The organism is Nitrospirillum bahiense (assembly GCF_007828025.1).
Classification (GTDB): Bacteria; Pseudomonadota; Alphaproteobacteria; order Azospirillales; family Azospirillaceae; genus Nitrospirillum; species Nitrospirillum amazonense.
On record NZ_VITO01000001.1, the window covers coordinates 403,483 to 429,713 of the forward strand.

At 66.8% G+C, this 26,231-nt stretch carries 22 protein-coding genes; 13 read left to right on the forward strand and 9 right to left on the reverse strand.

Going from position 1 to position 26,231, the window contains the following annotated elements; translation table 11 throughout:
* The first annotated feature begins 135 nt into the window (after positions 1–135).
* The 9 genes from FBZ88_RS01715 (at position 136) to FBZ88_RS01755 (ending at position 11,995) form a co-directional block, all read left to right on the forward strand.
* Positions 136–810 carry a polysaccharide biosynthesis/export family protein gene (locus FBZ88_RS01715; protein WP_145615112.1) on the forward strand — a complete coding sequence of 225 codons (675 nt, stop codon included), beginning with the start codon at positions 136–138 and terminating at the stop codon, positions 808–810.
* A complete protein-coding gene (locus tag FBZ88_RS01720) occupies positions 810–3,101 on the forward strand; it encodes a GumC family protein (protein WP_145615113.1) in 2,292 nt (763 codons plus the stop codon). The genes FBZ88_RS01715 and FBZ88_RS01720 overlap by 1 nt, the downstream gene beginning before the upstream one ends.
* A gap of 55 nt (positions 3,102–3,156) precedes the next feature.
* The gene (locus tag FBZ88_RS01725; RefSeq protein ID WP_145615114.1) at positions 3,157–4,476 is read left to right on the forward strand and encodes a glycosyltransferase; all 1,320 of its coding nucleotides are present in this window, start codon (positions 3,157–3,159) and stop codon (positions 4,474–4,476) included.
* Complete coding sequence (locus FBZ88_RS01730) at positions 4,466–5,728, forward strand: glycosyltransferase (protein ID WP_186464145.1); 1,263 nt, start codon at positions 4,466–4,468, stop codon at positions 5,726–5,728. Before FBZ88_RS01725 ends, FBZ88_RS01730 begins: the two co-directional genes overlap by 11 nt.
* A gap of 183 nt (positions 5,729–5,911) precedes the next feature.
* Complete coding sequence (locus tag FBZ88_RS01735; protein ID WP_145615116.1) at positions 5,912–7,423, forward strand: undecaprenyl-phosphate glucose phosphotransferase; 1,512 nt, start codon at positions 5,912–5,914, stop codon at positions 7,421–7,423.
* Between the two features lie 172 nt (positions 7,424–7,595).
* The gene (locus FBZ88_RS01740; protein ID WP_145615117.1) at positions 7,596–8,795 is read left to right on the forward strand and encodes a glycosyltransferase; all 1,200 of its coding nucleotides are present in this window, start codon (positions 7,596–7,598) and stop codon (positions 8,793–8,795) included.
* On the forward strand, positions 8,792–10,216 hold the full coding sequence (locus FBZ88_RS01745) for a hypothetical protein (RefSeq protein ID WP_145615118.1): 1,425 nt from the start codon (positions 8,792–8,794) through the stop codon (positions 10,214–10,216). Before FBZ88_RS01740 ends, FBZ88_RS01745 begins: the two co-directional genes overlap by 4 nt.
* Before the next feature lie 60 nt (positions 10,217–10,276).
* Positions 10,277–11,719, forward strand: coding sequence for a hypothetical protein (locus FBZ88_RS01750; RefSeq protein WP_145615119.1), 1,443 nt, complete (start codon positions 10,277–10,279; stop codon positions 11,717–11,719).
* A gap of 27 nt (positions 11,720–11,746) precedes the next feature.
* Positions 11,747–11,995, forward strand: coding sequence for a hypothetical protein (locus tag FBZ88_RS01755; protein WP_145615120.1), 249 nt, complete (start codon positions 11,747–11,749; stop codon positions 11,993–11,995).
* 87 nt (positions 11,996–12,082) lie between these two features.
* Here FBZ88_RS01755 and FBZ88_RS01760 read toward each other — a convergent pair whose 3' ends face one another.
* The 7 genes from FBZ88_RS01760 to FBZ88_RS01790 all read right to left on the reverse strand — a co-directional run bounded on the left by FBZ88_RS01760 (position 12,083) and on the right by FBZ88_RS01790 (position 19,621).
* Positions 12,083–12,586 (reverse strand): hypothetical protein, encoded by a 504-nt coding sequence (locus tag FBZ88_RS01760; RefSeq protein WP_145615121.1) that lies wholly within the window; start codon positions 12,584–12,586, stop codon positions 12,083–12,085.
* A gap of 2 nt (positions 12,587–12,588) precedes the next feature.
* Positions 12,589–13,545: a hypothetical protein gene (locus tag FBZ88_RS01765; protein WP_145615122.1), complete on the reverse strand. Its 957-nt coding sequence runs from the start codon at positions 13,543–13,545 to the stop codon at positions 12,589–12,591.
* Positions 13,546–13,632: 87 nt separating this feature from the next.
* Positions 13,633–14,466 (reverse strand): FkbM family methyltransferase, encoded by an 834-nt coding sequence (locus FBZ88_RS01770; RefSeq protein ID WP_088873068.1) that lies wholly within the window; start codon positions 14,464–14,466, stop codon positions 13,633–13,635.
* Positions 14,463–16,007 (reverse strand): lipopolysaccharide biosynthesis protein, encoded by a 1,545-nt coding sequence (locus FBZ88_RS01775; RefSeq protein ID WP_145615123.1) that lies wholly within the window; start codon positions 16,005–16,007, stop codon positions 14,463–14,465. Before FBZ88_RS01775 ends, FBZ88_RS01770 begins: the two co-directional genes overlap by 4 nt.
* A gap of 147 nt (positions 16,008–16,154) precedes the next feature.
* Positions 16,155–17,129, reverse strand: coding sequence for a GDP-L-fucose synthase (fcl, locus tag FBZ88_RS01780; RefSeq protein ID WP_145615124.1), 975 nt, complete (start codon positions 17,127–17,129; stop codon positions 16,155–16,157).
* Positions 17,098–18,201: a GDP-mannose 4,6-dehydratase gene (gene gmd / locus FBZ88_RS01785; protein ID WP_145615125.1), complete on the reverse strand. Its 1,104-nt coding sequence runs from the start codon at positions 18,199–18,201 to the stop codon at positions 17,098–17,100. Before gmd ends, fcl begins: the two co-directional genes overlap by 32 nt.
* A 145-nt stretch (positions 18,202–18,346) precedes the next feature.
* Complete coding sequence (locus FBZ88_RS01790; RefSeq protein WP_145615126.1) at positions 18,347–19,621, reverse strand: glycosyltransferase family 4 protein; 1,275 nt, start codon at positions 19,619–19,621, stop codon at positions 18,347–18,349.
* 358 nt (positions 19,622–19,979) lie between these two features.
* Here FBZ88_RS01790 and FBZ88_RS01795 point away from each other — a divergent pair, with 358 nt between their 5' ends.
* Positions 19,980–21,356, forward strand: coding sequence for a glycosyltransferase family protein (locus FBZ88_RS01795; RefSeq protein WP_145615127.1), 1,377 nt, complete (start codon positions 19,980–19,982; stop codon positions 21,354–21,356).
* A 76-nt stretch (positions 21,357–21,432) separates the two neighbouring features.
* Positions 21,433–22,470, forward strand: a complete 1,038-nt coding sequence (gene galE, locus FBZ88_RS01800) for a UDP-glucose 4-epimerase GalE (protein ID WP_145615128.1) — start codon at positions 21,433–21,435, stop codon at positions 22,468–22,470.
* Positions 22,471–22,480: 10 nt separating this feature from the next.
* Here galE and FBZ88_RS01805 read toward each other — a convergent pair whose 3' ends face one another.
* A complete protein-coding gene (locus FBZ88_RS01805; protein WP_211102469.1) occupies positions 22,481–22,873 on the reverse strand; it encodes a Rieske (2Fe-2S) protein in 393 nt (130 codons plus the stop codon).
* Positions 22,870–24,063 (reverse strand): amino acid aminotransferase, encoded by a 1,194-nt coding sequence (locus FBZ88_RS01810; protein ID WP_145615129.1) that lies wholly within the window; start codon positions 24,061–24,063, stop codon positions 22,870–22,872. Before FBZ88_RS01810 ends, FBZ88_RS01805 begins: the two co-directional genes overlap by 4 nt.
* A gap of 155 nt (positions 24,064–24,218) precedes the next feature.
* Here FBZ88_RS01810 and FBZ88_RS01815 point away from each other — a divergent pair, with 155 nt between their 5' ends.
* On the forward strand, positions 24,219–24,689 hold the full coding sequence (locus FBZ88_RS01815) for an Lrp/AsnC family transcriptional regulator (protein ID WP_088873059.1): 471 nt from the start codon (positions 24,219–24,221) through the stop codon (positions 24,687–24,689).
* A 218-nt stretch (positions 24,690–24,907) separates the two neighbouring features.
* Positions 24,908–26,227 (forward strand): homogentisate 1,2-dioxygenase, encoded by a 1,320-nt coding sequence (gene hmgA / locus FBZ88_RS01820; protein WP_246138449.1) that lies wholly within the window; start codon positions 24,908–24,910, stop codon positions 26,225–26,227.
* The last annotated feature ends 4 nt before the right edge of the window (positions 26,228–26,231 follow it).

Here is a 26,231-nt window from a genome sequence, read left to right on the forward strand (position 1 = left end):
ACAACCGCCGCCCCCCACTTTTGATAAAACTATCGTGTGAGCCCCACGAAAAACGGGCCGTCACCACAAGTCCCACAAACGAGACCCCGGCGCCTAGGCGGCCGGGCTGCCTCCGATCAAGCAGAAGGTGCCGGAATGCTGCCTTCCCGCCTCCCCCGCAAATCCTCGTCCCGGCTGGCCGTCCTGGCCGTCGTGGCCGGGGCTCTAGCGCTTCCCTACGCGGCTTACGCCCAGAACGCCGGTCAGCCGCCGGCGCCCAACGCCACCGCTGGGGGTGCCGTCGCCAGCAACGACCCGGCGTCCAAGCCTGGCGGACCCGCCAGCCCCAGCATGGGTGGCATCGCCGCCGCCGACTATCAACTGGGCCCGGGCGACCGGGTGCGCATCACCGTGTTCGGCCAGCAGGATCTGTCCGGCGAATACGCCGTCGATGGCACCGGCACCCTGTCCTTCCCCCTGGTGGGCCAGGTGCACGCCGGCTCGCTGACGGCGGGCCAACTGGGCAAGGCGCTGGAAGGCAGCCTGTCACCCAACTACATCAAGAACCCCCACGTGAGCGTGGAAGTGCTGAGCTATCGGCCCTTCTACATCCTGGGCGAGGTCAAGACCCCCGGCAGCTACGCCTATGTCTCCGGCATGACGGTCCTGAACGCCGTCGCGCTGGCCGGCGGGTTCACCTACCGCGCCCGTGACGACGACTTCCGTCTGCAGCGCACCGCCAAGGACGGCAGCAAAACCCAGGTCGACGCCGAACCGACGACGCCGGTCCAACCCGGCGACGTCATCACAGTCCGGGAGCGCTATTTCTGATGACTTTGCCCGAGCAGCCCCGCGCCCTGGGTGGTGGTCCCATCCTCCCCCGGCGCCTCACCGCCGCACCGCCGGCCCCCCGCCCCGTCTACATGCCCCCGCCGCAGCAACAGCAGCGGGACGTGCTGGACACCTACCGAAAGATCTGGGCGCACCGGCGCCTGGTGCTGGCCTGCACCGTCGGCACGGCCCTTCTGGCCGGCATCGTCGGCTGGAGCATGCCGTCGCGCTACACGTCGGAATCCCGGGTGCTGGTGGGCGTGCCCCAGCCCTCGCTGGAAGGCATCGGCCCCACCATGGCGTCCATGACCTTCAACGCCGAGCGGGTGCAGAGCGAGGGGCTGGTGGCCCAGTCGCGCGAGCTGGCCCAGAAGGTGGTCGATCGGCTGCACCTGAACGACGATCCGGAGTTCAACCCGGACGCCAAGACGGCCGCACCGCAGATCCCGGCCTGGGCCCGGCTGCTGCCCACCAGCGTGGCGGAATGGCTGACCAAGCCCAAGGCCAAGCCGCCGGAAACGCCGGAACAGCAGGCCCGCACGGCCGCCATGATCAACAACCGCACGGTCGACATCCTGCTGTCCAAGCTGGACATCGCCACGGTTGGCCGTTCGGACGTCCTGAAGATATCCGCCACCACCCGCGATCCGGAAACCGCCTCGCTGGTCGCCAACGCCGTCGCCGACGCCTATCTGGCGGAACAGCGCGACGTGAAGGTCGGCACCGCCAGCCGGGTCGAGGAGTACATGGAAGGCCGCATCGCCGACCTGCGCAAACAGGTCGACGATAGCGAGCGCGCCATCGAGGACTACCGCAAGCAGTACGGCTTGTACGATCAGCAGAACGGCACCGGCATCATGGGCCAGCGCCTGACAGAGCTGAACACCCAGCTGATCACCGCCCAGACCGCCAAGGCCGACGCCGAAGCGCACCTGAACGACGCCCAGAACCTGATGCGCCAGGGCATCACCGGCGACAGCGTGCCGGAGGTGCTGAACAACCCGCTGATCCAGTCGCTGAAGCAGCAGCAGGCCGCCGCCGAGCAGCGCCTGGCCCAGCTGTCCGCCACCTACGGCGACAAGCATCCGCAGGTCACCGACGCCAAGGCGCAGATCGCCGATGCCCAGCGCAAGATCAAGGCGGAGATGCAGGGCATCATCAACGGCCTGCAGAACGTGGCCCGCACGGCCAACGCCCGCTACAACGCCGTGCTGCGCGACTTCAACGAGGCCAAGGGCTCCCTGGGCTCCGACAACCAGAACGCCATCCACCTGGAGGCGATGGAGCGCGACGCCGCCGTCAACCGGCACCTGCTGGAAACCATGCTGACGGAAGAGAAGCGCCTGATCGGCCGCCAGCAGCTGGAGGCGCCCGACGCCCGCGTCATCTCCCGCGCCACCCCGCCGGTGTCCGCCAGCTATCCGCCCAAGGCCCTGATCCTGCTGCTGGGCACCCTGGTGGGCGCTGTCGCCGGCATGCTGATCGCGCTGCTGATGGAAGAGGCCGACCAGACCTTCCGCCAGAGCAGCCAGATCGAAAGCGCCACGGGCATCCCGGTCGTGGCCCTGGTGCCGGAGGTGAAGGGCAAGTCGCCCACCGCCCAGGTGCTGCGCGAGCCTGTGTCCCCCTTCGCCGAGACCCTGCGCAAGATCCATATCGCGCTGGAATTGTCGGAGATGGAGTACAGTCCCCGCACGGTGCTGCTATCCTCCGCCGCGCCCGGCGAAGGCAAGAGCGTCATCATCGCCGCCCTGGGCCGCCTGCTGGCCAGCCACGGCCGGCGCATCCTGATCGTGGATTGCGACTGGCGCTCACCCTCGCAGCACAAGCTGTTCAACGTGTCGAACAAGCACGGCCTAGCTTCGCTGCTGACCGATGACAGTGTGGTGCTGGACGACTGCATCCATCACGACACCCTGTCGGGGCTGGAGCTGATCACCGCCGGCCACTGGACGTCCAAGGACACCCGCATGCTGACGTCCGACCGGATGCGGGTCCTGCTGCAGACCTTCGCCAAGAACTATGACCTGGTGCTGATCGACACGGCGCCGGTGCTGGTGGGGGCCGAGGTGCTGGCCATGTCGCGGATGGTGGACAAGGTGCTGTTCACCGTGCGCTGGGACCATACGCGCCGCAACGCCGCTCTGCAGGCCCTGCGCCAGCTGGTGGAGGTGCAGTGCGACCTGACCGGCGTGATCATGTCCCGCGTCGATCCGCGCCGCTACCGCCAGTATGGCTACGGCCCACTAAACTACGACTACGCCCGCCCCCTGGCCGATCACTTCGGCTGAGCCACTCCGGTCAAGGCCACTTCGGTTAAGGGCCACTTCGGTTAAGGATAGCCCCATGGAGCGAGAGGCCCTGCGTGACTTGCCGCCAGAGGGGGTGAAGGGGATGGATCTTCCTCCTTCCTCCGTCCCCTCCCCCCAGGCGGCCCTTTTGACCCGCGCCTATCCGCCGGAACTCATCGGCTCCGCCCCGCAGTGCGCCGATCTGGCGGAATGGCTGACCCGGCTGGGCTGCGAGACCACGGTGTTCACGGGCCTGCCCTATTATCCGGGCAACGAGGTCTTCACCCAGTACAAGGACTTCAAGGGCGGTCACGAGGTGCTGAACGGGGTACGGGTGGAACGCCTGCGGGCCATGATCCCCCGCAAGGGGTCGGCCAAGGCGCGCATCCTGGCCGAGGCCAGCTTCCTGCTGGCGGGGCTCTGGGCCCGCGCCTCAGGCCGGCTCAAGCCCAAGCCCCTGGTCATCAGCCTCTGTCCTTCCATCCTTACCGTCGCGCTGGGCTGCCTGGTCCGCCAGCGCGACGGCCGGCACGTCGCCATCATCCACGACATCCAGTCCGGCATGGCCCAGGGGCTGAACATGGTGTCCAGCGGCGGCCTGGTGAAGGCGATGCGCTGGTGCGAGCGCACCGTGCTGAACCGGGTGGACCTGATCGTCGTGCTGACGGACCACATGGCCGAGCAGCTGCGGGACTTGGGCGTGACGCAGGACATCGAGGTGGTGCCCATCTGGGTCGACACCGACCGCCTGTACCCGGACGCGCCCAAGGTGCCGGCCAACGACGCACCGGCCATCATCCCGGCGCCCAAGATCGCCGCCCGGCTGCTGTACAGCGGCAACTTCGGCCTGAAGCAGGGCCTGGGCCAGGTCCTGTCCATGGCGGAGGAGCTGCAGCGCCAGACCGACGACGTGGAGATCATCCTGCGGGGCAGCGGCGCCATGCGCGCCACCCTGGAGGAGGAGATCGCCGCCCGCGCGCTGCGCCGGGTCCGCGTCACCGGCCTGCTGCCCCCCGACCAGCTGCGCCAGGGCCTGACCGAGGGCGACATCCACCTGGTGCCGCAGGAGCCGGAGGCCGCCGCCTTCGCCATCCCATCCAAGATCTTCAACATCATGGCGGTGGGCCGCCCCTTCGTCACCACGGCCAACCCGCACAGCCCCTTGTGGCACCTGCGGGAACGCAGCGGCGCCTTCATCTGCGTGCCACCCCATGACACCGCGGCCTTCACCGAGGCTGTGCTGCGCCTGGTGCGGGATGCGGGCCTGCGCCGGGAACTGGGGGCCCGGGGCCGGCGTTTCGTGGAACAGCACTATTCCCGGTCCCACGTCCTGGGGGGATTGGTCCGGCGATTGGATGCGCTCTATGCCAAGTAAGTCCCCGGCAGGGGCCCAGGCCAAACCCTTGGCCGACGGCCCCCGCTCCTTCGTCATCTTCGAGCCGGACGCGGAGGGCCACCCCTGCGAATGGCTGAAGCACCTGATGCACTTCGCTGCCGCGGACAAGCGGGACTACCGCGTCACCTTCGTCGTGGCGCGCGAATTGTATGACGAGCTGGCGGCCGATGGCGCCGCCAGCCGCCAGGATCGCGTGCAGGTCTTGGCGCTGGAGCCGTCGGAGCAGGCGCTGTGCCGCCACCCCCTGCTGCCGGTGCGCGGCTTCGCCCGCTGGTGGGTCATGCGCCGCTATCTGGAGCGCACGGGGTCCGAGGCCGGGCACTTCCTGTCGCTGGACCATTTGACCCTGCCCCTGGCGTTGTCGCTGGGCGCGCGGGGCCGCCGCCTGTGCGGCATCCTGTTCCGGCCGTCCGTCCACTACCGCGCCCTGGGCAGCTATGAGCCCAGCCTGAAGGAGTGGTTGCGCGACGCGCGCAAGGCCCTGCTCTACCCCCTCATGCTGCGCAATTCCGCGGTCCACCGCGTCCTGACGCTGGACCCGTACTTCCCGACCTACGCCCACGACCGCTATGGCCAGGGGGGGAAGGTGCGCACGGTGGTCGACCCCGTCCATCCCTTCGTGAACGAGACGGCGGAGGAACGGACGCTGGCCGACAGCATGCCCACCGATCGCGTCACCTTGCTGCTGTTCGGATTCTTGAGTGAGCGCAAGGGCGTGCTGTCCTTGCTGGACGCGTTGTGCCAGCTGCCTGCGGAAGCCGCGGCCAAGGTGGGTGTCATGATCGCCGGCAAGGTGGACCCAGCCTTGCGCGACCGGGTGTACGCCGGCCTGAAAAAGGTGATCCAGGAACAGCCCGAGCTGTGGATCCACCTGGAGGACCGCCGCCTGAGCAGCGGTGAGATCAACGCGCTGATCAAGGAGGCGTCGGTCGTGCTGGCCCCCTACCAGCGCTTCGTCGGGTCCAGCGGCGTGCTGCTGTGGGCGGCGCAGGCGGGCAAGCCGGTGCTGACCCAGGATTTGGGCCTGCTGGGCTGCCTGGCCCGTACCCATAGGCTAGGTCTCGCGTTGGATACGACCGACAGCGAAGTCCTCTCCAAAGGTATAGAATATATATCGGAGAGCGACACCCGCAGCTATTTCGACCAAGAGGCGGCGGCCAACTATATCCGCCATCAGAGTCCTCAGAACTTCGCTTCCGAAATATTCTCCAGCCTGATGGGCACTCCCTGATCGGAGTATTACCGGGATCAATTGCCGCAGGTGCGAGCAGGTCCCAGCTTGGTCACAGGACTTCTTGAGTCAAGCGTGGCCTGATTTAGGCGAACTCGGCTGTTGATCAGCCACCCTTGGCCAGACCGTCGCACCTGCGTGGGCGGCCGTGGCCACCGGTCGCCGCATTCAGGAACCCAACCCATGCCCCCAGCCCTGTCCGAAGCCCTTTCCACCCCCCTCGTCACGCTACGGGAGACCCAGGCGGTCGCCGTTCCCGCGGCGGACACCCACCGCCTGCGCAGCGGCCGCCCCCTGGCGCCGCAGGTGATCACCGGCACCGTCGCCGCCGTCGACGCCCTGGTCATCCTGGTCACCGGCCTGGCCGCATCCGCCCTGGCGGACGGCACCGTGGCCCGTCCCCTGTTCGGCCTGGTCCTGATCATCGGCCTGACGCTGGGCATGTATGCCCTGCGCTGGACTGGCGCGCGGCAGCTGAACCGCCTGAGCAAGCCCGCCGATGGACTGCTGCCTCTGGCCCTGGCCTGGGCGGCCACCGCCGGCAGCTTGGTGGCGCTGCTGTACCTGCTGGGCGCCTTCGACCCACCCATGACCAGCTGGCTGGCCATCTGGTCGCTGCTGGCGCTGGGCGCCCTTGTGGCGGGCCGCCTGGCAACCTGCCTGACCGTGGGCACCTGCCAGCGCGCCGGGCGCCTGACCCAGACCGTGGCCATCGTCGGCACGGGGCCGGAGGGCCAGCGCCTGCTGCGCCGGTATCGCGCCAACCCGCGCGACGACCGCCATGTGGTGGGCGTCTATGACGACAACCGCGCCGGCCACGCCCGCTTCTGCGTCGGCTACCCCATCCGCGGCGGTTTGGACGACCTGCTGACCGAAATCCGCGAGGGCCGGGTGGACCGGGTGATCCTGGCCATGCCGTTGTCGGACGACAATCACGCCCTCGCTGCGGCCCTGGCCAAGCTGAGCCTGGCGCCGGTGGACGTGGGCATCAGCCTGGATCAGGTGGAAATCCACCGCCAACAGGGCGGGTGGCGCGAAGGTGCCGGCGATGAGCCGCCGGTGCTGGACCTGCTGAGCCACCCGCTGACCGGTTGGCGGGCCATCGCCAAGACGGTCGAGGACCGGGTGCTGGCCGCCATCATCCTGGTCATGATCTCACCCATCATGCTGGCCATCGCCGTGGCCATCAAACTGGAGAGCAAGGGGCCCATCCTCTTCAAGCAGAAGCGCCACGGCTACAACAACCAGCTGATCGAGGTGTACAAGTTCCGCTCCATGTACCACCACATGGCGGACGCGAACGCCGAAAAGCTGGCGCAGCGCAACGATCCCCGCATCACCCGCCTGGGCCGCATCCTGCGCCGCACCAGCCTGGATGAGCTGCCGCAGTTCATCAACGTGCTGCGGGGCGAGATGTCCATCGTCGGACCCCGCCCGCACGCCCAGTCGGCGAAGGCCGGCGGCCTGCTGTACCGCGACGCCGTCGCCCATTACGACAGCCGCCACCGCATGAAGCCCGGCATCACCGGCCTGGCCCAGGTCAGCGGCTGGCGGGGCGAGACCAGCACGGTAGAGCACATCGTCAAGCGGGTGGAGCACGACCTCCGCTACATCGAGACCTGGACCGTGCTGGGCGACCTGAAAATCATCGCCCGCACCATCACCAGCAGCATCTTCACCAAGAACGCCTACTGACGCCAACGGCAAGAGGCTGTGCCTCTTGCCGTTGTAGGACGCGACTGCGGCCGCCGGAAGTTTCCGGGGAAACGCAGTGGACTGGAAACTGAGGACAAGCCAAGCCGCCGGATGGCGGCGCCCGGCGCCTGAGGGTGCCGGCGGCAGACCATCACAGAAGGGACCGTAGCCCATGCGCTGCCTCTGGATCACGCTGGCCGACCCCGATCCGCCCCATAATGGACAGTTCATCTATTCCGGGGGGCTGATCGGCAGCCTGGCACAAGCGGGCGCCGATATGGCGGTGCTGGGGCTGAGCCGCCCGGACGGCAAGCGTGCCGATGGCGCGCGCGAGACGCCCGGCGCCGGCGCCATCGCCTGGCACCTGGCGGAGCATAAGCCCCGTTCACGCTGGAGCAGCCTGCGGTCCCCCCTGCCCAACATCGCCCACCGCTGCGGCACGCCGGACATGCATGCCCGGGTGCGCCGCCTGCTGGCGACGGAATCCTGGGACAGCGTGGTGCTGGACGGCATCGGATCGGGGTGGGCGCTGGCGGACTTCCTGCGCCGCTACCCCGACCGCCACAACCGGCCCAAGCTGGTGTATGTCTCGCACAACCACGAGGAATCGTTGCGCGCCCAGCTGGCGCAAAACCAATCCAACCTGCTGAAGCACCAGGCGATGCGCTTCGATGCCGCCAAGGTGACGCATCTGGAACGCGCCATCGTGAAAGAGGCGGACCTGATCACCGCCATCACGCCCGACGACGCCGACCTCTATCGCGAACACTGGCCCGACAAGGCCATGGCCGTGCTGACCCCGGGCTATCGCGCGACGGAGCGCGAGAAGAAGCCGATCAGCCGCGACCTGCCCCGCCGCGCCGTCATCGTCGGCAGCTTCGACTGGATCGCCAAGCGCATGAACCTGGAAGAGTTCATCAGCGTGGCCGACGCCATCTTCGCCGCCAACGGCGTGGAGCTGGAGGTGGTGGGCAGCGGCGACGCCACCTTCCTGGCCAGCATGCGCAAGCGCGTCCTGGCCACCCGCTTCACCGGCACGGTGGACGATGTCCGCCGCCACATGGACGCGGCCCGCATCGCCCTGGTTCCGGAGCGCAACGGCGGCGGATTCAAGCTGAAGGTGCTGGACTATGTCTTCAACCGCCTGCCCATCCTGGCCCTGAAGGGCTCGGTGGCCGGCGTGCCGCTGGAGCAGGAGGAAAGCATCCTGCTGTACCCGGGGCATGAGGACCTGGCCATGGGCGTGGTCCAGTCCATCGACGACCTGGACCGCCTGAACAATCTGCAGGACGCGGCCTATCGCGCCTGCCGCGACAGTTTCCACTGGACCAGCAGGGGGCCGCAGTTGCTGTCGGCCATCGCCGCGGCATGACGACCTGGACAGAATGGGCGGGATACGGCGCCGTTCCCCAAGACAGCGCCGCGCAACGCCAGCCGCTGGGGGTGGTGGATTGGGTGTTGCTGGTGGGATTCCTGCTGGGCATCTATACCGGCTTCGCCATCCAGATCACGCCCAACGTCCCCTTCCCCGCCGCCATTTCCGGCATCACCGGGGTCATCCTGCTGTGGCGCCGGCGGCACCGCATCTCACCCGCCGGCCTGGCCGCCTTCCTGGGCGTGACCCTGCTGCTGCTGGCCTCCATCCTGTACGCGCCGGGACTGGACCTCCTGTCCAAGCGCACCACCGGCCTGCTGCAGATGATCTATTCGCTGGCCATCTCCTACGCCCTGTTCCTGACGGTGGTGGAGGCCGGGCCGGCCGCCTTCTGCCGGCTGATGCTGGTCTTCATCCTGACCATCATCGTCGGCACCCTGCTGGAGACCTATGCCGGCCTGGCCGCCATCAGCGACGCCGTGCGGCAGAAGATCTACACCTCCGGCGTCTATGACGCCGACATCCGGGACGAGCTGCTGTACGGCAAGGTGCGGCCCAAGCTGTTCACCTCGGAACCATCGGCCGTCACCTTCTCCTACACCCTGTTCTCGTTCTGCTGGCTACTGACCAGCACCTGGAAATACAAGCGCTTCGGCTATCTCGCCATGATGGCGGCGGCCATGGTCGCCATGCCTGGACCCACCCTGCTGCTGATGCTGCTGCTGTTGGGCCTGCACGAGATGGTGCCGAAGGGGGAGGAGCATGCGCCCACCCTGCTGAGCGTGCGCCTCATCAAGATCGGCGCCATCGCCGCCCTGGCCCTGATCGCCTTCGCCGTCATCGCCAGCTCCGTCTATTCCGCCCGCCTGGATAATATCGCCAACGGCGACGACGAGAGCTTCTTCTACCGCGTCATCGGCCCCTTTCTCGTGACGGTGGAGGTGTTGAAGAACCACCCCATCCTGGGCATCGGCCTGACGGGCGAGCAGATGATCGCCGACAGCATCGCCACCGTCTTCCTGCGGTCCGGTGCCTTCTCCCCCCTGTGGGCCATCCCGGACCCGCAGGAGGTGATGACCAATTACTTCTGGCTGCACTGGGTATATCTGGGCATCTGCGGCGGCGTGGTGCTGATCCTGGCCATCACCGGTTGGCTGCGCAGCCTGGGCGTCCACGCCCTGGCCCTGTGCTGGCTGGGCTGGGCCATCCTGGGCCAGGCATCCGGCGCCTATGTCAGCCCCAAGACCTGGACCGTGCTGATGCTGATCGCGGCCTGCAGCATCCTGCACGCCGAGGCCCACAAGCGTAAGACGGCGCCATCCGCACCCATCCCGGCCCCACCTCCGCCGCCCCGGCCCTATCCGCCGGGCACGCTGGTGGCCATCGGCGGCAACGGCCGCCCCCGTTCCCGACCCTAGCCGGCGCATCTGGAAAAGACCGGCCCTGACACCGTAGCCACCAAGCCCTGAGGCAGAGTGATGACCCTTGCGACCCAGTGGACGGCCCCTGATATCGGCGCGTGGGCGCCGCAGCGATCCTGGAGCCTGGACGGGGGGGTGGACGCGCCCGGACCGGGCATGGCCCGCACCGACTGGGTCCTGCTGGTGGTGTTCCTGCTGGGCATCTACACCGGTTTTTCCATCCAGATCACGCCCAACGTGCCCTTCCCCGCCGCCATCGCCGGCATGGCCGGTGTCGTCCTGTTGTGGCGCCGGCGGCATCGCATCTCCCCCACCGGGCTGGCGGCCTTCCTGGGCGTGACATTGCTGCTGCTGGCCTCCATCCTCTATGCGCCGGGCCTGGATTTGCTGTCCAAGCGCACCACGGGCCTGCTGCAGATGATGTATTCGCTGGTCATCTCCTACGCCCTGTTCCTGACGGTGGTGGAGGCGGGGGCGGCGGCGTTCTCGCGCCTGATGCTGGTGTTCATCATCACCATCGTCATCGGCACCCTGCTGGAAAGCTATGCCGGCCTGAACCGCATCAGCGATGCCGTCCGCCTGGCGATCTATCACCAAGGCATCTACGAGTCAGACATCCGGGACGAGATGCTGTACGGCCGCGTGCGGCCCAAGCTGTTCACGACAGAGCCATCGGCCGTCACCTTCGCCTACACCCTGTTCGCCTTTTCCTGGCTGCTGACCAGCAACTGGAAGTACAAGCGCCTGGGCTATCTGGCCATGACAGGCGCCGCCATGGTGGCCATGCCGGGGCCCACGCTGCTGCTGCTGGTGCTGTTGCTGGCGCTGCACGAACTGGGGCCCAGCGACGATGCCGGCCAGTCCACCACCACCCGCATCCTCAAGCTGGCGGCCGTGGGCATCCTGGCCATAGCCGCCTTCGCCATCGTGGGCAGCACGGTCTACGCCAACCGCCTGCACGAGATCGCCTCGGGCAACGACGAGAGCTTCTTCTACCGCGTCATCGGTCCCTTCCTGGTGGCCGTGGACGTGGTGAAGCACCACCCCATCCTGGGCGTGGGCCTGACGGGGGAGCAACTGGTCAGCGACAACATCGCCGACGTCTTCCTGCGTTCCGGCGCCTTCAGCCCGCTGTGGAACATCCCCGAACCCAACGAGGTTCTGATCAATTATTTCTTCCTGCACTGGGTCTATCTGGGCCTGTGCGGCGGCATCGTCATGATCCTGGCCATCAGCGGCTGGCTGCGCGCCCTGGGCGTGCGCGCCGTGCTGATGTGCTGGCTGTCCTGGGCGGTGCTCGGCCAGGCGTCCGGCGCCTATGTCAGCCCCAAGACCTGGACCGTGCTGTTCCTGATCGGCGCCTGCAGCGTGCTGCACGCCCGGGCCAAGCGCGCGGCGGAGGCCGCCGTCCCCGCCCCGCTGGAGCCGCCCGTGATCCTGCCGGCGGCGGCCCTGCCGCCCGCCCCGCCCACCATCCCGCCCCTGGCGGCCCTGCACTAATCCAACCCGAAAGAGGGAGCCCCCCCAATGGACCTCTGGCCCGACGCCCCCTCCCCCGCCACCGATCCAGACTTTCCGGGGGTCGCGACCACCGCCGTGGCGCCAACCGCCGTGGCGGAAGCATCCCTCTCACCGTTCGAAATCGCCAGCGGCATCATCGACCTGCCGCCCAGCCCATCGGAACTGCTGGCCGCGGCCGCCATGATGCGGGCGGCCTACGCCCTGTCCGCCACGATAGCTGATAAGGCCCCCCGGGCGCCGAAGGTGTCCGCTTAGGCCGGCTGGCAAAGGGCCGGACAGGAGGTTCTTCACACAGGGGCGAATGTCATGGGATAACTATCTCTGTACAGTGTGTGCATACAATTAATCTTCAATTATTCTAGTTTCTAATGAACAATAATTCATATGGCTTTTCAACAGAAGCCATCTACCCGCAATTTTCACGACGATACCTCCACCGCCACTTAAATTCTTCGTAAAATCTACCAGCGCGACATCTTCTATCGGCTCATCTTTAAATTCCGCACGGAGAATTTTCTTTTCTTCGCATGATGGATCCTGCTTCCGATCATCAGATACGTTACATTCCGGAAGTTCGCTCAAATTGCGCAGTATGAGATTGTTATTCGCAATGGAATTTCTAGTCTTTCCGTCAATATCGTGCCCATTGATTGAGACATAAAAGTCACCCCTCTCTCCCTTTAAGTATTCACGCGCCAACACAGCAGCGGCCGCATCTGCATCATCCACAAAAACCCCGATTGATGGAGTGTATATCTTATATATTATTAATATAACCGCCAGAAACGACGCCGCGCCAATCAAATTGGCCGCCATCTTAATCGAAATTATTGTCAACTTTTTCACAATCACTTCTCCGGCATGTTAGCAATTGCGAAAGCGTCGGCGCAGCATTCTTCATCACCCGCACAGGTTCCACCGTGCTGCTGATGAAATAACTCTTGCCGAAGCACATACTGCATAGTCCGTCTAGCATCAGTCTTTCCCAGCCCTGGTATTACGGCGCCAGCGGCTGCAGACATATAAATCTTCGACGTATTGGTTCGCGGGTCGGTTAGCCCACCGGCGACGAATCCACCCGTCAATCCGTTGGCTTGCGAAAGGGCGGCCCGCATTGATCCTGATAGCAACGGATCATTCATTTTTCTCGTAGTCGCCGCGAACCACGGAACAAAGGAAAACCTATCAAAATCTTGTTTTGAAATAAGGCCAGACCTCAACATGTTCCCCAATTCTTCATCAAACATCTTCTTGGCGTCAGCCTGACTAAGTATCCTATTTTCATATATAGGATATTGCCCGCATACTTTCCGCGCATTTTGCGAGTTCTTGTCTTCGGGTAGGATGGAAGGCTTATTCGGCGCACCCCCGGCTTCCATCTGCTTAACCTTGACGGGTTCCGGCGATGCCCCACCTCCACTCGCCCACCGCCCATGCCAGTCGCGCGGCTGGTCCGGGCTGTACTTCGCCAAGTTGTCGTTGGCCCGCGCCAGGCGGACGGCGGCGTCCCAGTCCAGCTCGGGCAGGCGCAAATGCACGGCGCGGATCATGGCCTGGGCCAGGTCGCCCCGGTTCAGCGCGTCGGCGATCTTAGTGAGGCCGGGCAGCACGGCGGCGTCCGGTTCAGCGCCGGCATAGGCGCGCTTGAGCAACACCGCCACCTCGGCCGCCGGGCGGGCCTGGAAGCCGCCGGCGCCCTTGGCCAGCAGGGGCACGCCGGCCAGGGCCAAGCCCTCGTCCGTGCAGTTGAGGCCCAGGCCGCCGGGGCCGGTGCTGAGGCGGTAACGCCGCTGCCAACCATCCATGTTCGCCCTCCCTGTTGCTGGAAGAGCACCGTACGTTCTTTCTTTGTTCTTGTCAACCTAAGCGCGAACGCCGGCCGCCGCGGGCCGCTACTCTTGCGCCAGCTCGGCCGCGATATTGGCCAGGGTACCGGGGGATTCCTGGCGGGGCAGGAACAGGAAGTTGTTCACATAGTCGGCGAACTGGCTGCGGGCCAGGCCGGGACGGTAGTCCTGGATGTCTTCCGGCCGCTGCATGGTGGCCACGTCGAAATCGTCCAGGGTGCGCAGCTTGTTGTGGTAGAGGAAATAGCCCTGGTAATCGATGGCGTCGAAGAAACGGGCGATGCGGTCGATGGAACCGCGGGCGTGCCGTTCCTCGATCTCCACCAGGATGCGGGGACGGGAACGGGCGATGGTTTCCCGGCTGCCTTCCAGCACCGCCTCCTCATGCCCCTCCACGTCGATCTTGATGAAGGCGACGTCGCCGGAATAGACGGCGTCGAGGGGGGAGGAGGTCACCTTCAGCTCGCGTTGCGCCGGCTGGTCGGCCAGCGCGGTAGGCGACAGGGTGGACAAGCCGGTTTCCGGCTGTCCCGCCACCACGGGGATGTGCAGTTGCGCCATACCCGAGGTTTGCGACAGAGCCGTGGGGTAAACCACCACGTCGTCACCGAACTTGGCGGCCAGGCGCTCCGCCAGCCAGGGCACCGGCTCGAAGGCGTACACGCGCCGGGCATGGGGCCGCATGAAGTGGATGTAACAGCCTTCGTTGGCGCCCACGTCGATGGCGTCGCGCCCGGGCTCGCAAAGATGGCGTACCAGGCGGATTTCGGCTTCACCGAAATGCTCGAAATACTTGTGTTCAAGCCACAGCATCATCGGCGTGGGACAGACGGTGCGAACCAGTTGCTTCGCGCCGCGCCTCAGCGCACCGGGGATCATTCAGCCACCTCCTCGGCGAAGGTCGTCGTTACCGGCTGCGGCGGGTGCCGGGAGAATAGAGACCGGACCACGCTGGTCATGGCATCCCGGCTTGGCCGCATCAGCAGGAAGGCGACCCCGGCGGTGAGCATGCCCACCACCGCGGCCACCGCCAGGGCCACCAAGGGCGCCGCCAGCAGGCTCTCAGGCATCACGCCGTTCCTCAAGATCCAGACGACGCCGGCCACGGCCAGCGACGCCACCACCGAGGGCGTGATGCGCAGGTATAGATCGCGCTGGGTCACCGGCCCCTGCCCCGCCGCCAGGTAGAAGCAAACCGGCAAACGTATGACCAGGCCGATGGCGGCATAGGCCCCCGCCACACCCACGGCGCCATAGGGGATGCCGGCGACGAAGGAGGCGATGGCCAGGGCCACGTCGATGGCGGTGGAGCGCAGCAGGTCGCGCGACCGTCCCTGGGGCAGGTAGATCAGGCCGGCCGTCATCAGCGTCGGCTGCACCGCTGCCACCAGGGCGAAACAGGTGATGAGGGGGGACATCGCCTCCCACTTCGGGCCGAACAGCAGGTTGGTCACCCAGTCGGAGGCCACGGCGGCACCGGCGGCGGCCGGCATGGTGACCATGGCCACCCGCTCGATCAGGACACCGAACGCCCGGCGAAAGCGCTGCGGCTCATCCACCAGGCGGCTGAGGGCCGGCATGGCCACGGAATAGAGCGGCGCGTTGATGCTGTTGATGGGCACCAGCACCAGACGCGCGGCGCGTTCGTATAGCCCCAGGGTCGCGGCGCCGAACAATCGCCCCACCAGGATCTGATCGATGCTGCGGGCCAGGGTGGCCAGGATACCGCATCCCGAGACCGACAGGCCGAAGCCCAGCAGTTCCGGTATGCCCGGCGTCCGCCGGGGCAGCGACGGCCGCCATCGGCACAACAACCAGCAGCCGGTCATGACCAGCAGCGGGGCGGCCAGGCGTTGCGCCACCAGGGCCCAGTGGCCCCAGCCCTGGAAGGCCAGGACCACGGCGACGACGAAGGCCATCAACTCACTGCCCGTTTCGGCGATGGCGATGGCGGAGAAACGCATCTGCCGGCGCAGCAGGGCCCAGTGCTGGACCGTGGCGCCGCTCATGACGAAGCCCAGGGCCAGCCAGCGGGTGACCGCTTCCAGGTCCGGCTGCCCGTAGAAGCGCGCGATGGCGGGCGCGCCCAGGGCCAGACAGGCGGCGATGAGACAGCCGGCGCCGGTGTTGATCCAGAACAGGGCGCTGACCTGTTCGTGGGTGATGTCCGTCTTCTGCATGGTGGCGGCGGACAGGCCCAGTTCCTTCACGATCTCGAACAGGGCGGTCATGGCGCCGACCATGGCGATGAGGCCGAATTCCTCCGGCGCCAGCACGCGCGCCAGCACGATGACGGATCCGAACTGGGCCACCAGCTTCACCACCTGGGCCCCCAGCATGACCGTGCCCCCGCGGGTCGCCCGGCGGCCGATGTCATCGATCAGGTGCGCGGTATTCAGATCGCCATTCCGATCACGCATTAACACCTCTCACCGGCGGCCCTGAAGCACGGACCGCCGTTGTTGGGGTGGAACCAATGCCCGGCCCGGCGAGGGCAATCGCCGGACCGGGCATTGGTGGCGACGCCCCGGGCGCTGGGGAGAGCCGGCACCCGAGAATCATCGCTATCAGGCATGGACCACCGGCGCGCCCCGGACGGAGCCGATATTTTCCACATACCAGCGGTAGGTCTGGGCAAGGCCGTCGTCGATCGACGTCGGCGCCCGCCAGCCCAGGGCCTCCAGACGGCCATTGTCCATGATCTTGCGCGGCGTGCCGTCGGGCTTGCTGCGGTCGTGGACGATCTGGCCCTGGAAACCAACCACCCGGCAGATCCGTTCCGCCAGCTCGGCGATGGAAACCTCCTGGCTGCTGCCCAGGTTCAACGGCTCCTCTTCGGAATAGTGCTTCATGACGAAGACCATGCCGTCGGCGGCGTCATCGACGAACAGCAGTTCGCGCAAGGGCGTGCCGCTGCCCCAGATTTCCAAGGTCTTGGCGCCTTCCTGCTTGGCCTTGTGCGCCTTGACCATCAAGGCCGGCACCACATGGCTGCCCATCAGGTCGAAGTTGTCGCCGGGACCGTACAGGTTGGTCGGCATGACCGAGGTGAAGTCGCAGCCGTACTGGCGGCGGTAGGCCTGGCACAGCTTGATGCCTGCGATCTTGGCGATGGCGTACCACTGGTTGGTCGGCTCCAGCGGGCCGGTCAGCAGCGCCTCTTCCGGGATGGGCTGGGGCGCCATCCGCGGATAGATGCAGGAGGAACCGAGGAACAACAGCTTCTCCACGCCGGAGCGGTGGGCGCTGTCGATGATGTTCGCCTCGATCATCAGGTTGTCGTAGATGAACTCGGCCGGCCGGGTGTCATTGGCATGGATGCCGCCGACATGGGCCGCCGCCAGGAAGACGGCGTCCGGACGCAGGTCCTTCATCCACTTGTCCACCTGGCCGCTGTTGCGCAGGTCACAGTGGTGGCGGCCGACAGTCAGGACATCACATCCCTCCCGCTCCAGCCGCCGCACCAGGGCGGAGCCCACCAGGCCGCGGTGACCCGCGACCCAGACGCGCTTATTGCGCAGCTCGTAAGGGGGCTTGTGCATCGTGCTGTCCTTCCCACTGCTTGACGGGGGTGCGATCCAGAAGAGCGCGGTCGGCGTTCACCATCTCGAACACCAGTTCCTCGAAGGCGATCTTGTGCTCCCAGCCCAGGACCGTCTTGGCCTTGGTCGGGTCGCCCAGCAGGAAGTCCACCTCGGCCGGGCGGTAGTAGGCCGGGTCAACCGCCACCAGCACCTTGCCGGTGCGGCGGCAGTAGCCGCGCTCGTTGACGCCTTCGCCGCGCCACACCAGCGGACGGCCGATGCAGTGGAAGGCCAGTTCCACAAACTCGCGCACCGAATGGGCCTCGCCGGTGGCCAGTACGTAGTCGTCGGGCTTGTCCTGCTGCATCATCAGCCACATGCCCTCGACATAGTCGCGGGCATGGCCCCAGTCGCGGCGGGCTTCCAGGTTGCCCAGGTACAGGCAGTTCTGCAGGCCGCGCTCAATGGCGGCCACGGCGCGGCTGATCTTGCGGGTGACGAAGGTCTCGCCGCGCTCCGGCGATTCATGGTTGAACAGGATGCCGTTGGAGGCATGCATGTTGTACGCCTCACGGTAGTTCACCGTGATCCAGTAGCCGTACATCTTGGCCACCGCGTACGGGCTGCGCGGATGGAAGGGCGTCGTCTCCGACAACGGCTCGCTGCTGATGCCGCCGTAGAGTTCGGAGGTGGACGCCTGGTAGAAGCGGACATCGTCCTGCATCTTCAGCGACCGCACCGCCTCCAGCAGACGCAGGGTGCCGGTGGCGTCCACATTGGCGGTGTATTCCGGCATCTCAAAGCTGACGGCCACGTGGCTCATGGCGGCCAGGTTGTAGATTTCGGTCGGCCGCGTCTCGGCGATCAGGCGGGTCAGCACCATGCTGTCCGTCATGTCGCCGTAGTGCAGCGAGAACTCGAAGCCGCCCTCATGGCGATCGCGGTAGATGTGATCCAGCCGGTCGGTGTTGATGGACGACGAACGGCGCTTGAGGCCGTGGACCACATAACCACGGGCCAACAGGAACGAGGCCAGGTAAGACCCGTCCTGGCCGGTGATACCGGTGATCAACGCGGTTCTATTCGACATACGCTGCTCCGTTCATCAAAGGGTTGATCGCTGCTTTCAGCAAAATCTTGGGAGTTCTGTTCTTCAGGGTTGTTGTTCGCGGGGGCGCTTCTTTCCCTTGTTCTAGACGCCCCTTGTCCTGGCGACCGGCCGGCGCGCCCGTCCCTCACGGGAACAGCACGGCGCGGGCGACACGGTCCCAGGTGTAGGTTTCCAGCACGTGGTTCTGGCCCCGGGCGCCCATGACGGCCAGGCGCTGGGGGTCGGACACGGCATGGATGATGAGATCGGCCAGCACCTGGGGGTCGGCGCGCGACGCCAGGAAGCCGTAGCGGCCGTCACCGCTGATCTCGGGCAGGCCGTTGCGGCGCAAGCCCAGCACGGGGGTGCGGGAGATCAGCGCTTCCAGATACACTTGGCCCCAGGGGTCGTTCAGCATGGGCTGCACCAGCAGGGAAGAGCGGCGGTACAGCTCCTGCAGCTCAGCCCATGGCAAGGCGGAGCGGAAGTCGATGGCCGGATGCTCCGGCACCCGGTCACGCACCGAGGGGTCGGCCACGATGGTCAGGGTCAGGTCCGGCCGGCGCAGCACCGCCTGCTGGAAGGCCTCGATGACCAGCTCGCCGCCCTTTTCCCGGAACAGGTGCTTGCAGACGAACAGCAGCTTGGGCTTGGCGTAATCCTTGGGCCCGATGTAGGGCTTGATGTCGCCCATGCCCGAGCCGACCGCCGTCACCCGCGCCGCCGGCACGCCGTAATGGCTGATGATGTGGTCGCGCACATAGCGGCCGAAGGTGAAGATGTGGTCGACGCAGTGCAGCGACCGCCGCTCCAGCTCCTCATAAGCTTCCAGCGCGCGGGCGCTGTAGCCGGCGATGTCGGGGCGATGCTCCGCCGCCAGCGCCCAGGTGTGATCGCAATAAAGGTAGTGGTGGACACGGTGCGCCCGGTCGGCCATGGGATCGGCCGTGGCCTGCGCCTCCACCGCCGGCAGGTCGAGTGCGCCGGTGTGGATGATGTGGCGGGTGCCGCGCTCCGCCGCCTTGGCCGCCAGCTGACGGGCCAGATGGCGCCGGGCGGGGGCCGCGCGGTACAGCTGCTCCGACGTCATGAGCCTGCCGTAGCCGCCCATCACGTGGCGCGCGGCCAAGCCCATCTTGAAGGTCTTGGACAGGTGGGGATGGAAGCCCTCCACCGTCACGCCCAGCTTTTCCAGGGCCACGCCCAGGTTGCGGGGGGCACCCGACCATGTGCGGGGATGGGCGGGATCGCCGAAGACCGAGGTGATGGCCACATGGTCAAAACGGCGCTCGCCCGCCTCACCCTCCGTGATGGCCGGACGAGCGGGCGCCTCTTCCCCGGAAAACCCACCGAAAACCGGCGGCGGCTGCACGGGGCGCCCGGACGGATGCGATTGGGACTGGGGGGTGTGCGCGGCCACGGCCTTGGTCACTCCGGTCGGTTGATCGGCGGCGGGATCGGGGGTGCCTGGAGGCCCGTCCGGCGCCGCAGCGTTATGAACAGGTGGTTCGGGCACATGAACCCGCTGATGTCGTGGTTGAAATCAAACAAGCCCGGCGTCAAACCCGCCAGTGACCAACCTGTGACCGGGGGTGCTTTATCTGCCCCATTTCAGTCACAGGGGCTACCCCAACGGAAAAAAGGCATATGCCCTTTAATGATAAGGCGGCCCTGTTTTGTCACAGCACGGAAAATCCGCCCAGGTTCATGATGAATTACTTCGCATTGGCCGCTAATGGGGACGCTCCGTGCCGTCAAGAATTCCCAGTGCAGCATTGATGGACAATAGTCAGGCTGCCACCGCTGCCGTTTCACCCACCGACGCCGCCGCTGCGCCGCAGGGCGGCATGCCCGGCGGCGATGTCCTGGGCGATTGGATGGCCCAGCGCGTCGGCCCCGGCGCCCCTTCGGCAGACAAGGCCGGCGTGGTGTTCCTGACCCAGGACGTCACCGACGTCAGCACCATCAAACGGGTGCGGGAATTCCTGGATAACGGCCTGCCCGTCCTGGTCCTGGGGTTTGAACGCGAGCGGTACAACAGCGGCTATCGGCCGCCCTGGCCCCACGTGCTGCTGGGGCGGACCGTGGATGGCAAGTACGCCCATCGCCTGCAGGCGCTGGCGGGCGCCCTGCGCGTCATCTTCCGCCACCGCCCGCGCCTGACCGACGCCACCATCCTGTACGCCCGCAACATCGACCAGTTGCTGCTGGCCCTGGTCATGAAGCTGTTCATCAGCCGGCGGGCGGAGGTGGCCTACGAGGTGCTGGATATCCAGCCCATGTTCGTGGCCCATGGCCTGCGCTCTTTCCTGCTGCGCCTGGTGGAACGCCTGTGCCTGACCCAGGTGAAGCTGCTGGTGCTGTCCTCCCCCGGCTTCCATCGGCATTATTACGCGCCCACGCAGAAGTTCCGGGGCCCCTGGCTGCTGGTGGAGAACAAGCTGCCTCGTGTCGGCCTGCCGGAACGGCCCAAGCCCGCCGCCGCGGTGGCGTCCGAAGCCCAGCCCAAAGCCCAGCCCGCTGGGACCAAGCCCCTGATGCCGCCGCACCGTCCCTGGGTCATCGGCTATTTCGGCCTGATCCGGGGGGAGCAGACGGTGGACCTGATGCACCGCCTGGCCCAGCGCCTGCCCGACCGGCTGCAGATCCGTTTTCGCGGTGTGCTGACCACGGTGGATGAGAAGCGCTTTTTCAAGACGCTGGAGTCCTGCCCCAACATCGTTTACGGCGGCCGCTACGACCACCCGGGCGAATTGGCCGACATGTACGCCGGCGTGGATTTCGCCTGGGCGCTGGACCTGGAAAACACCGAGCACAATTCACGCTGGCTGCTGCCCAACCGCTTCTACGAGGCGGGCTATTTCGGCGTGCCCTGCCTCAGCGTCCAAGGGTTCGAGGTCGACCGCCTGGTGCGCCGCCACGATGTGGGCTGGGGCTTCGAGCAGCCGCTGGAAGAGACCATGGTCCGCTTCTTCCAGGATCTGACGGTCGAGGAGTACGAACGCAAGCGGCGGCGCCTGCTGGCCCTGCCCGACGAGACCTTCGTCGCCGGTGAGGAGATCCGGGCCTTGTGCCGTTTTTTCGCCCGGCGGGCCGCGACCCCGATGGAAAAGCCGCCGGTTGAGGAGGGGATGCAACCGCACCCCGCCTCCTGATCCGCCCCCCGATTTATCGCGGACCCATCAAAAGCCCCCCGGGTTGTCGGGGAGAAGACTGTGAAGGGAATAGGCTATGAGCGACACCGTTGTGGTGACCGGCGGCGCCGGTTTCATCGGCAGCCACGCCTGCAAGGCGCTGGCCGAGGCGGGGTTCAGCCCCGTCACTTATGACAATCTCAGCCGCGGTCCCCAGCAGGCCGTGCTGTACGGCCCGCTGGAGGTGGGCGACATCGGCGATGTGGACCGGCTGACCGCCGTGCTGCGCGACTATGATCCCTGCGCCGTCATGCATTTCGCGGCCTATGCCCATGTGGGCGAATCCGTCAGCGACCCGCTGCTGTATTACCGCAACAACGTCTCCGGCTCCGTCGGCCTGCTGGAGGCCATGCGCGACGCCGGCGTCACCAATCTGGTCTTCTCCAGCACCTGCGCCGTCTATGGCGTGCCGCAACGGGTGCCGATCACGGAGGGCCATCCCCAGGCGCCCATCAACCCCTATGGCGCCAGCAAGCAGATGATGGAGCGCATCATCGCCGACTGCGAACCCGCCTGGGGCCTGCGCGCCGTCGTCCTGCGCTATTTCAACGCGGCCGGCGCCGATCCGGACGGCGATTTGGGGGAGAACCACGACCCTGAGCCGCACCTGATCCCCAACGTGCTGGACGCGGCGCTGGGTCGCAAAGACGGGCTGACAGTCAATGGCGCCGACTATCCTACGCCGGACGGCACCTGCATCCGCGATTACATCCACGTCAGCGACCTGGCCCAGGCCCACATTCTGGCGCTGAGACACCTGCTGGACGACGGCCCATCCATGGCCTTGAACCTGGGCAACGGCAACGGCTATTCCGTGCGCGAGGTCATGGAGGCGGCGGAGCGGGTGACCGGACTGCCCATCCCCTGGCACGTCGGCCCCCGCAGGCCGGGCGATCCGCCGTCCCTGGTCGGCGACGCCACGCAAGCCCGCCGCATCCTGGGCTGGACACCGGAGCGCAGCGGGCTGGACGTGCAGATCGCCGACGCCTGGCGCCGACGCCTGCGCGAACTGCAGGCCCCCAGCGATACAGGTGTGGCCGGCGGTGAAAGCTCGCCAGCGCGCAAGACCGCCTGACGGCAGGCCGCTAGGCCGTCTCGATGAACCCGTCGCGCACCGTCACCGGCCAGGACAGCAGCCCCTGGCCGGGGCATGGGCCCGCGACGCAACGCCCCGTGTCGATGTCGAACAGGGCGCTGTGCCAGCTGCAGCGGATGACGTCACGACCGGTCAGGTCCTGGGCGAGATAGTCGTCCAGGGTGAAGGCCAGGGGCACGCCGGCATGGGGGCAGCGGTCGATATAGCCGGTGACCGCCTCCCCCCGCCGCACCACGAAGCCATGGAAGCGCTCGCCCTGGATCTCCAGCACGAAGTTGCGGGCGCTGAGCGGCGCCAGTTCCGCCATCGCGCACAAGCGCACCCCGGCCGGCGTCCGGGTCAGCCGCGGGCGGATGCCGCCCGGCGCGGGCGCGTCGCTCAACGGACGGCCCGCAGGGCGTCGATGAACTGCGGCACGGTGGCCAGCGTCAGGCCGGCCAGGTTGGCGCGACCGTTGCCCACCATGTAGACGGCATGGTCGCGGCGCAGCAGGCCCACCTGCTCCGGCGACAGGGGCAGCAGCGAGAACATGCCCCGCTGGCACCCCAACGGGGCCAGCCAGGCGTCACCGGCGGCCAAGGCCTGGCGCACTTGGTTGATGCGGGTGCGCATGGCGTCCAGTTCCGCCCGCCACTCGGCGGTCAGGCCGGCGTCATCCAGGATGACGCGCACCAGGGCGCCACCGTGGTCGGGCGGCATGGACCAGTTGACGCGGGCCAGCAGCAGGATGTTGGAACGCATCAGCGCGGTGCGCGCGGGCGTGCCGCCCTTGGCGTAGAGGGCGCCCACGCGTTCCCGGTAAAGCCCGAAGTTCTTGTCGCAGGAATAGGCCACCAGGGCGTCCGGGGCGGCGTCCAATACCAGGCGGGCGCCGGCGGCATCCTCTTCCAGCCCGTCGCCCAGGCCCTGATAGGCGAGATCGATGAGGGGGATCAGGCCGCGCTCGGCCACCACCTCAGCCACCGCCCGCCACTGGGCCTGATCCAGGTCGGCACCGACGGGGTTGTGGCAGCAGCCGTGCAGCAGCACCACGTCGCCGGCGTCAGCACCCTTCAGGGCCGACATCATCTCATCGAACAGGATGGTCTGCGTCGCCTGGTCGTAATAGCGGTACGTGGCCACGGTCAGGCCGGCGGAGGTCATGATGGGCGCATGATTAGGCCAGGTGGGGGTGCCCAGCCAGACCTTGGCCCCAGGCCGCTTGGCATTCTTCTGGGCGGCGTTCACCAGTTCCGCCGCCAGGCGCAGGGCGCCGGTACCGCCGGGCGTCTGCACCCCCACCATCGTGTCGGCTGGCATGGTCTTGCCGAAGACGATGGGCTGCAGCAGCTCGGTATAGCGGATGTCCCCCTCGGGCCCCAGGTAGCTCTTGCTGCCCTGCGTCTCCAGCAACCGGCCCTCGGCCGCCTTGACGGCGCGCATCACCGGCGTGGCGCCCGTGTCGTCGCGATAGACGCCCACGCCTAGGTCCAGCTTCTTGGGCCGCGGATCGTCGCGGTACAGGGCAATCAGGGACAACAGGACATCGGCGGGCTGCGGCGTCAGCGCGTCGAAAGGCGTCGGGGCGGACATCGTGGAGACTCCCTTATGGGCGGGGCTGGATCCGCCCCCAGCGGCGGCACCCCTATCGTTGCTGAATGATTTTATGCGAAATCTGTGACAATGTCTTTTCATTGACGCGCCATGGGAACCCAATATGGGAAGCGCATTTCGCCGGATTGGGAAAAATGAAAGAGATTGATCAGTTCGATGAAATCGACCACCGCATCCTGCGCGCGCTGCAACGCGATGCCAGCCTGAGCCATGCCGCCCTGGCGGAGGAGGTGGGCGCCTCCCCGGCCTCATGCTGGCGGCGCATCAAGGCACTGGAGGGGGCCGGCATCCTGGGCGCCGCCGTTCGCCTGGTCGACGCCGCCAAGGTGGGCCGGGGCGTCAGCGTCATGTGCCAGCTGCGCATGAAAAGCCACGCCACCAAGGACAGGCAGGAATTCGAGGCTTTCATCCAGACACGCGGCGAGATCATGGACTGCCACAGCATGTCGGGCGAATGGGATTATCTGATGCGGGTGGTGGTGGCCGACGTCGCCAGCTACGAACGCTTCCTGATGCGCGAGCTGCTGGCCCACCCGGCCGTGGCCGCCGCCGCCTCGCACTTCGCGCTCAGCCAGGTGAAATACACCACCGCCCTGCCGATCTGATCTTTTCCATTTCCGGTGACTCCTTTCACCGATGGTATTTGGGCCGCGAAACCTTTTCAGGCCTGCCGGGTTCCGCCAGCGCGATTGAAAGGTTTTCACGGAAGCCGGCGGATAACCTGGATCGGATCCTGGAACCGGCGGCGTTTATCCATTTGACAAGCGGCGGACATCGCCCCTTATATCGTTTCAAATGAAACGATCTGGTGGAGGCAGCGGCCATGACCCAGGACAGCATCCGAGACAACGCGCCCTTTGACATGATGAGCGGCTTCGGTAACAGCTTTGCGACCGAGGCGGTGCCTGGCGCCCTGCCCGTGGGCCGCAACTCGCCGCAGAAGGTGCCCTTCGGCCTGTATGCCGAGCAGTTGTCGGGCAGCGCCTTCACCGCCCCCCGCAATGAGAACCGCCGGTCCTGGCTGTACCGCCTGCGCCCCACCGCCAGCCATGCGCCCTTCACGGCATATGGGCGGGCCAGCCTGCTGCGGTCCGGCCCGTTCGATGAGGTGCCGCCCACGCCCAACCGCCTGCGCTGGGATCCCCTGCCCCTGCCCGACGCGCCGACCGACTTCGTCGACGGGCTGGTGAGCTATGGCGGCAACGGCGACGTGGGTACCAACAACGGCATCGCCATCCACCTCTACGCCGCCAACCAGCCCATGGCGGCAAGGGTGTTTTACAACGCGGATGGCGAACTGCTGCTGGTGCCGCAGCTGGGCCGCCTGCGCCTGGAAACGGAGCTGGGCCGGCTGGAGGTGGCGCCGGGCGAAATCGCCGTGGTGCCGCGCGGCGTGCGTTTCCGCGTCCTGCTGCCGGATGGCACCGCCCGGGGCTATGTCTGCGAGAACTACGGCGCGCCGTTCAATCTGCCCGACCTGGGCCCCATCGGGGCCAACGGCCTGGCCAACCCGCGCGACTTCCTGACCCCCGTCGCCTGGTTCGAGGACGTGGATGAGGCGACCGAAGTGGTGCAGAAGTTCCAGGGCCGCCTGTGGGCCACCACCCTGGACCACAGCCCGCTGGACGTGGTGGCCTGGCATGGCAACCTGGCGCCCTACAAGTACGACCTGGCGCGGTTCAACACCATCAACACCGTGTCCTACGACCATCCGGATCCGTCGATCTTCACGGTGCTGACGGCGCCATCGGAAATCGCCGGCACGGCGAATTGCGACTTCGTCATCTTCCCGCCGCGCTGGATGGTGGCGGAGGACACGTTCCGGCCGCCCTGGTTCCATCGCAACGTCATGAATGAGTTCATGGGCCTGATCCATGGCCAGTATGACGCCAAGGCCGGCGGCTTCGCCCCCGGCGGCGCCTCGCTGCACAATTGCATGAGCGGCCACGGCCCCGACCGCACCAGTTACGAGCGCGCGGTGGCGGCCGACCTGAAGCCGCATAAGATCGAGAACACCATGGCCTTCATGTTCGAAAGCCGCTGGGTCATCCGACCCACCCGTTTCGCCACCGAGACCCCGCTGATGCAGTTGGACTATGATGACTGCTGGGCGGGCTTCACCAAGGCCGAGCTGCCGCGATGAACAT

Bases quoted from the DNA above. Each gene is read 5' to 3' on its own strand.
- FBZ88_RS01810 (WP_145615129.1), bottom strand. From the start codon at position 24,063: ATGTCCGCCCCGACGCCTTTCGACGCGCTGACGCCGCAGCCCGCCGAT.
- FBZ88_RS01725 (WP_145615114.1), top strand. From the start codon at position 3,157: ATGGAGCGAGAGGCCCTGCGTGACTTGCCGCCAGAGGGGGTGAAGGGG.
- FBZ88_RS01750 (WP_145615119.1), top strand. From the start codon at position 10,277: ATGACCCTTGCGACCCAGTGGACGGCCCCTGATATCGGCGCGTGGGCG.
- gmd (WP_145615125.1), bottom strand. From the start codon at position 18,201: ATGTCGAATAGAACCGCGTTGATCACCGGTATCACCGGCCAGGACGGG.
- FBZ88_RS01715 (WP_145615112.1), top strand. From the start codon at position 136: ATGCTGCCTTCCCGCCTCCCCCGCAAATCCTCGTCCCGGCTGGCCGTC.
- FBZ88_RS01735 (WP_145615116.1), top strand. From the start codon at position 5,912: ATGCCCCCAGCCCTGTCCGAAGCCCTTTCCACCCCCCTCGTCACGCTA.
- FBZ88_RS01720 (WP_145615113.1), top strand. From the start codon at position 810: ATGACTTTGCCCGAGCAGCCCCGCGCCCTGGGTGGTGGTCCCATCCTC.
- hmgA (WP_246138449.1), top strand. From the start codon at position 24,908: ATGACCCAGGACAGCATCCGAGACAACGCGCCCTTTGACATGATGAGC.
- FBZ88_RS01815 (WP_088873059.1), top strand. From the start codon at position 24,219: ATGAAAGAGATTGATCAGTTCGATGAAATCGACCACCGCATCCTGCGC.
- FBZ88_RS01755 (WP_145615120.1), top strand. From the start codon at position 11,747: ATGGACCTCTGGCCCGACGCCCCCTCCCCCGCCACCGATCCAGACTTT.
- FBZ88_RS01740 (WP_145615117.1), top strand. From the start codon at position 7,596: ATGCGCTGCCTCTGGATCACGCTGGCCGACCCCGATCCGCCCCATAAT.
- fcl (WP_145615124.1), bottom strand. From the start codon at position 17,129: ATGCACAAGCCCCCTTACGAGCTGCGCAATAAGCGCGTCTGGGTCGCG.
- FBZ88_RS01765 (WP_145615122.1), bottom strand. From the start codon at position 13,545: ATGGATGGTTGGCAGCGGCGTTACCGCCTCAGCACCGGCCCCGGCGGC.
- galE (WP_145615128.1), top strand. From the start codon at position 21,433: ATGAGCGACACCGTTGTGGTGACCGGCGGCGCCGGTTTCATCGGCAGC.
- FBZ88_RS01795 (WP_145615127.1), top strand. From the start codon at position 19,980: ATGGACAATAGTCAGGCTGCCACCGCTGCCGTTTCACCCACCGACGCC.
- FBZ88_RS01775 (WP_145615123.1), bottom strand. From the start codon at position 16,007: ATGCGTGATCGGAATGGCGATCTGAATACCGCGCACCTGATCGATGAC.
- FBZ88_RS01770 (WP_088873068.1), bottom strand. From the start codon at position 14,466: ATGATCCCCGGTGCGCTGAGGCGCGGCGCGAAGCAACTGGTTCGCACC.
- FBZ88_RS01745 (WP_145615118.1), top strand. From the start codon at position 8,792: ATGACGACCTGGACAGAATGGGCGGGATACGGCGCCGTTCCCCAAGAC.
- FBZ88_RS01730 (WP_186464145.1), top strand. From the start codon at position 4,466: ATGCCAAGTAAGTCCCCGGCAGGGGCCCAGGCCAAACCCTTGGCCGAC.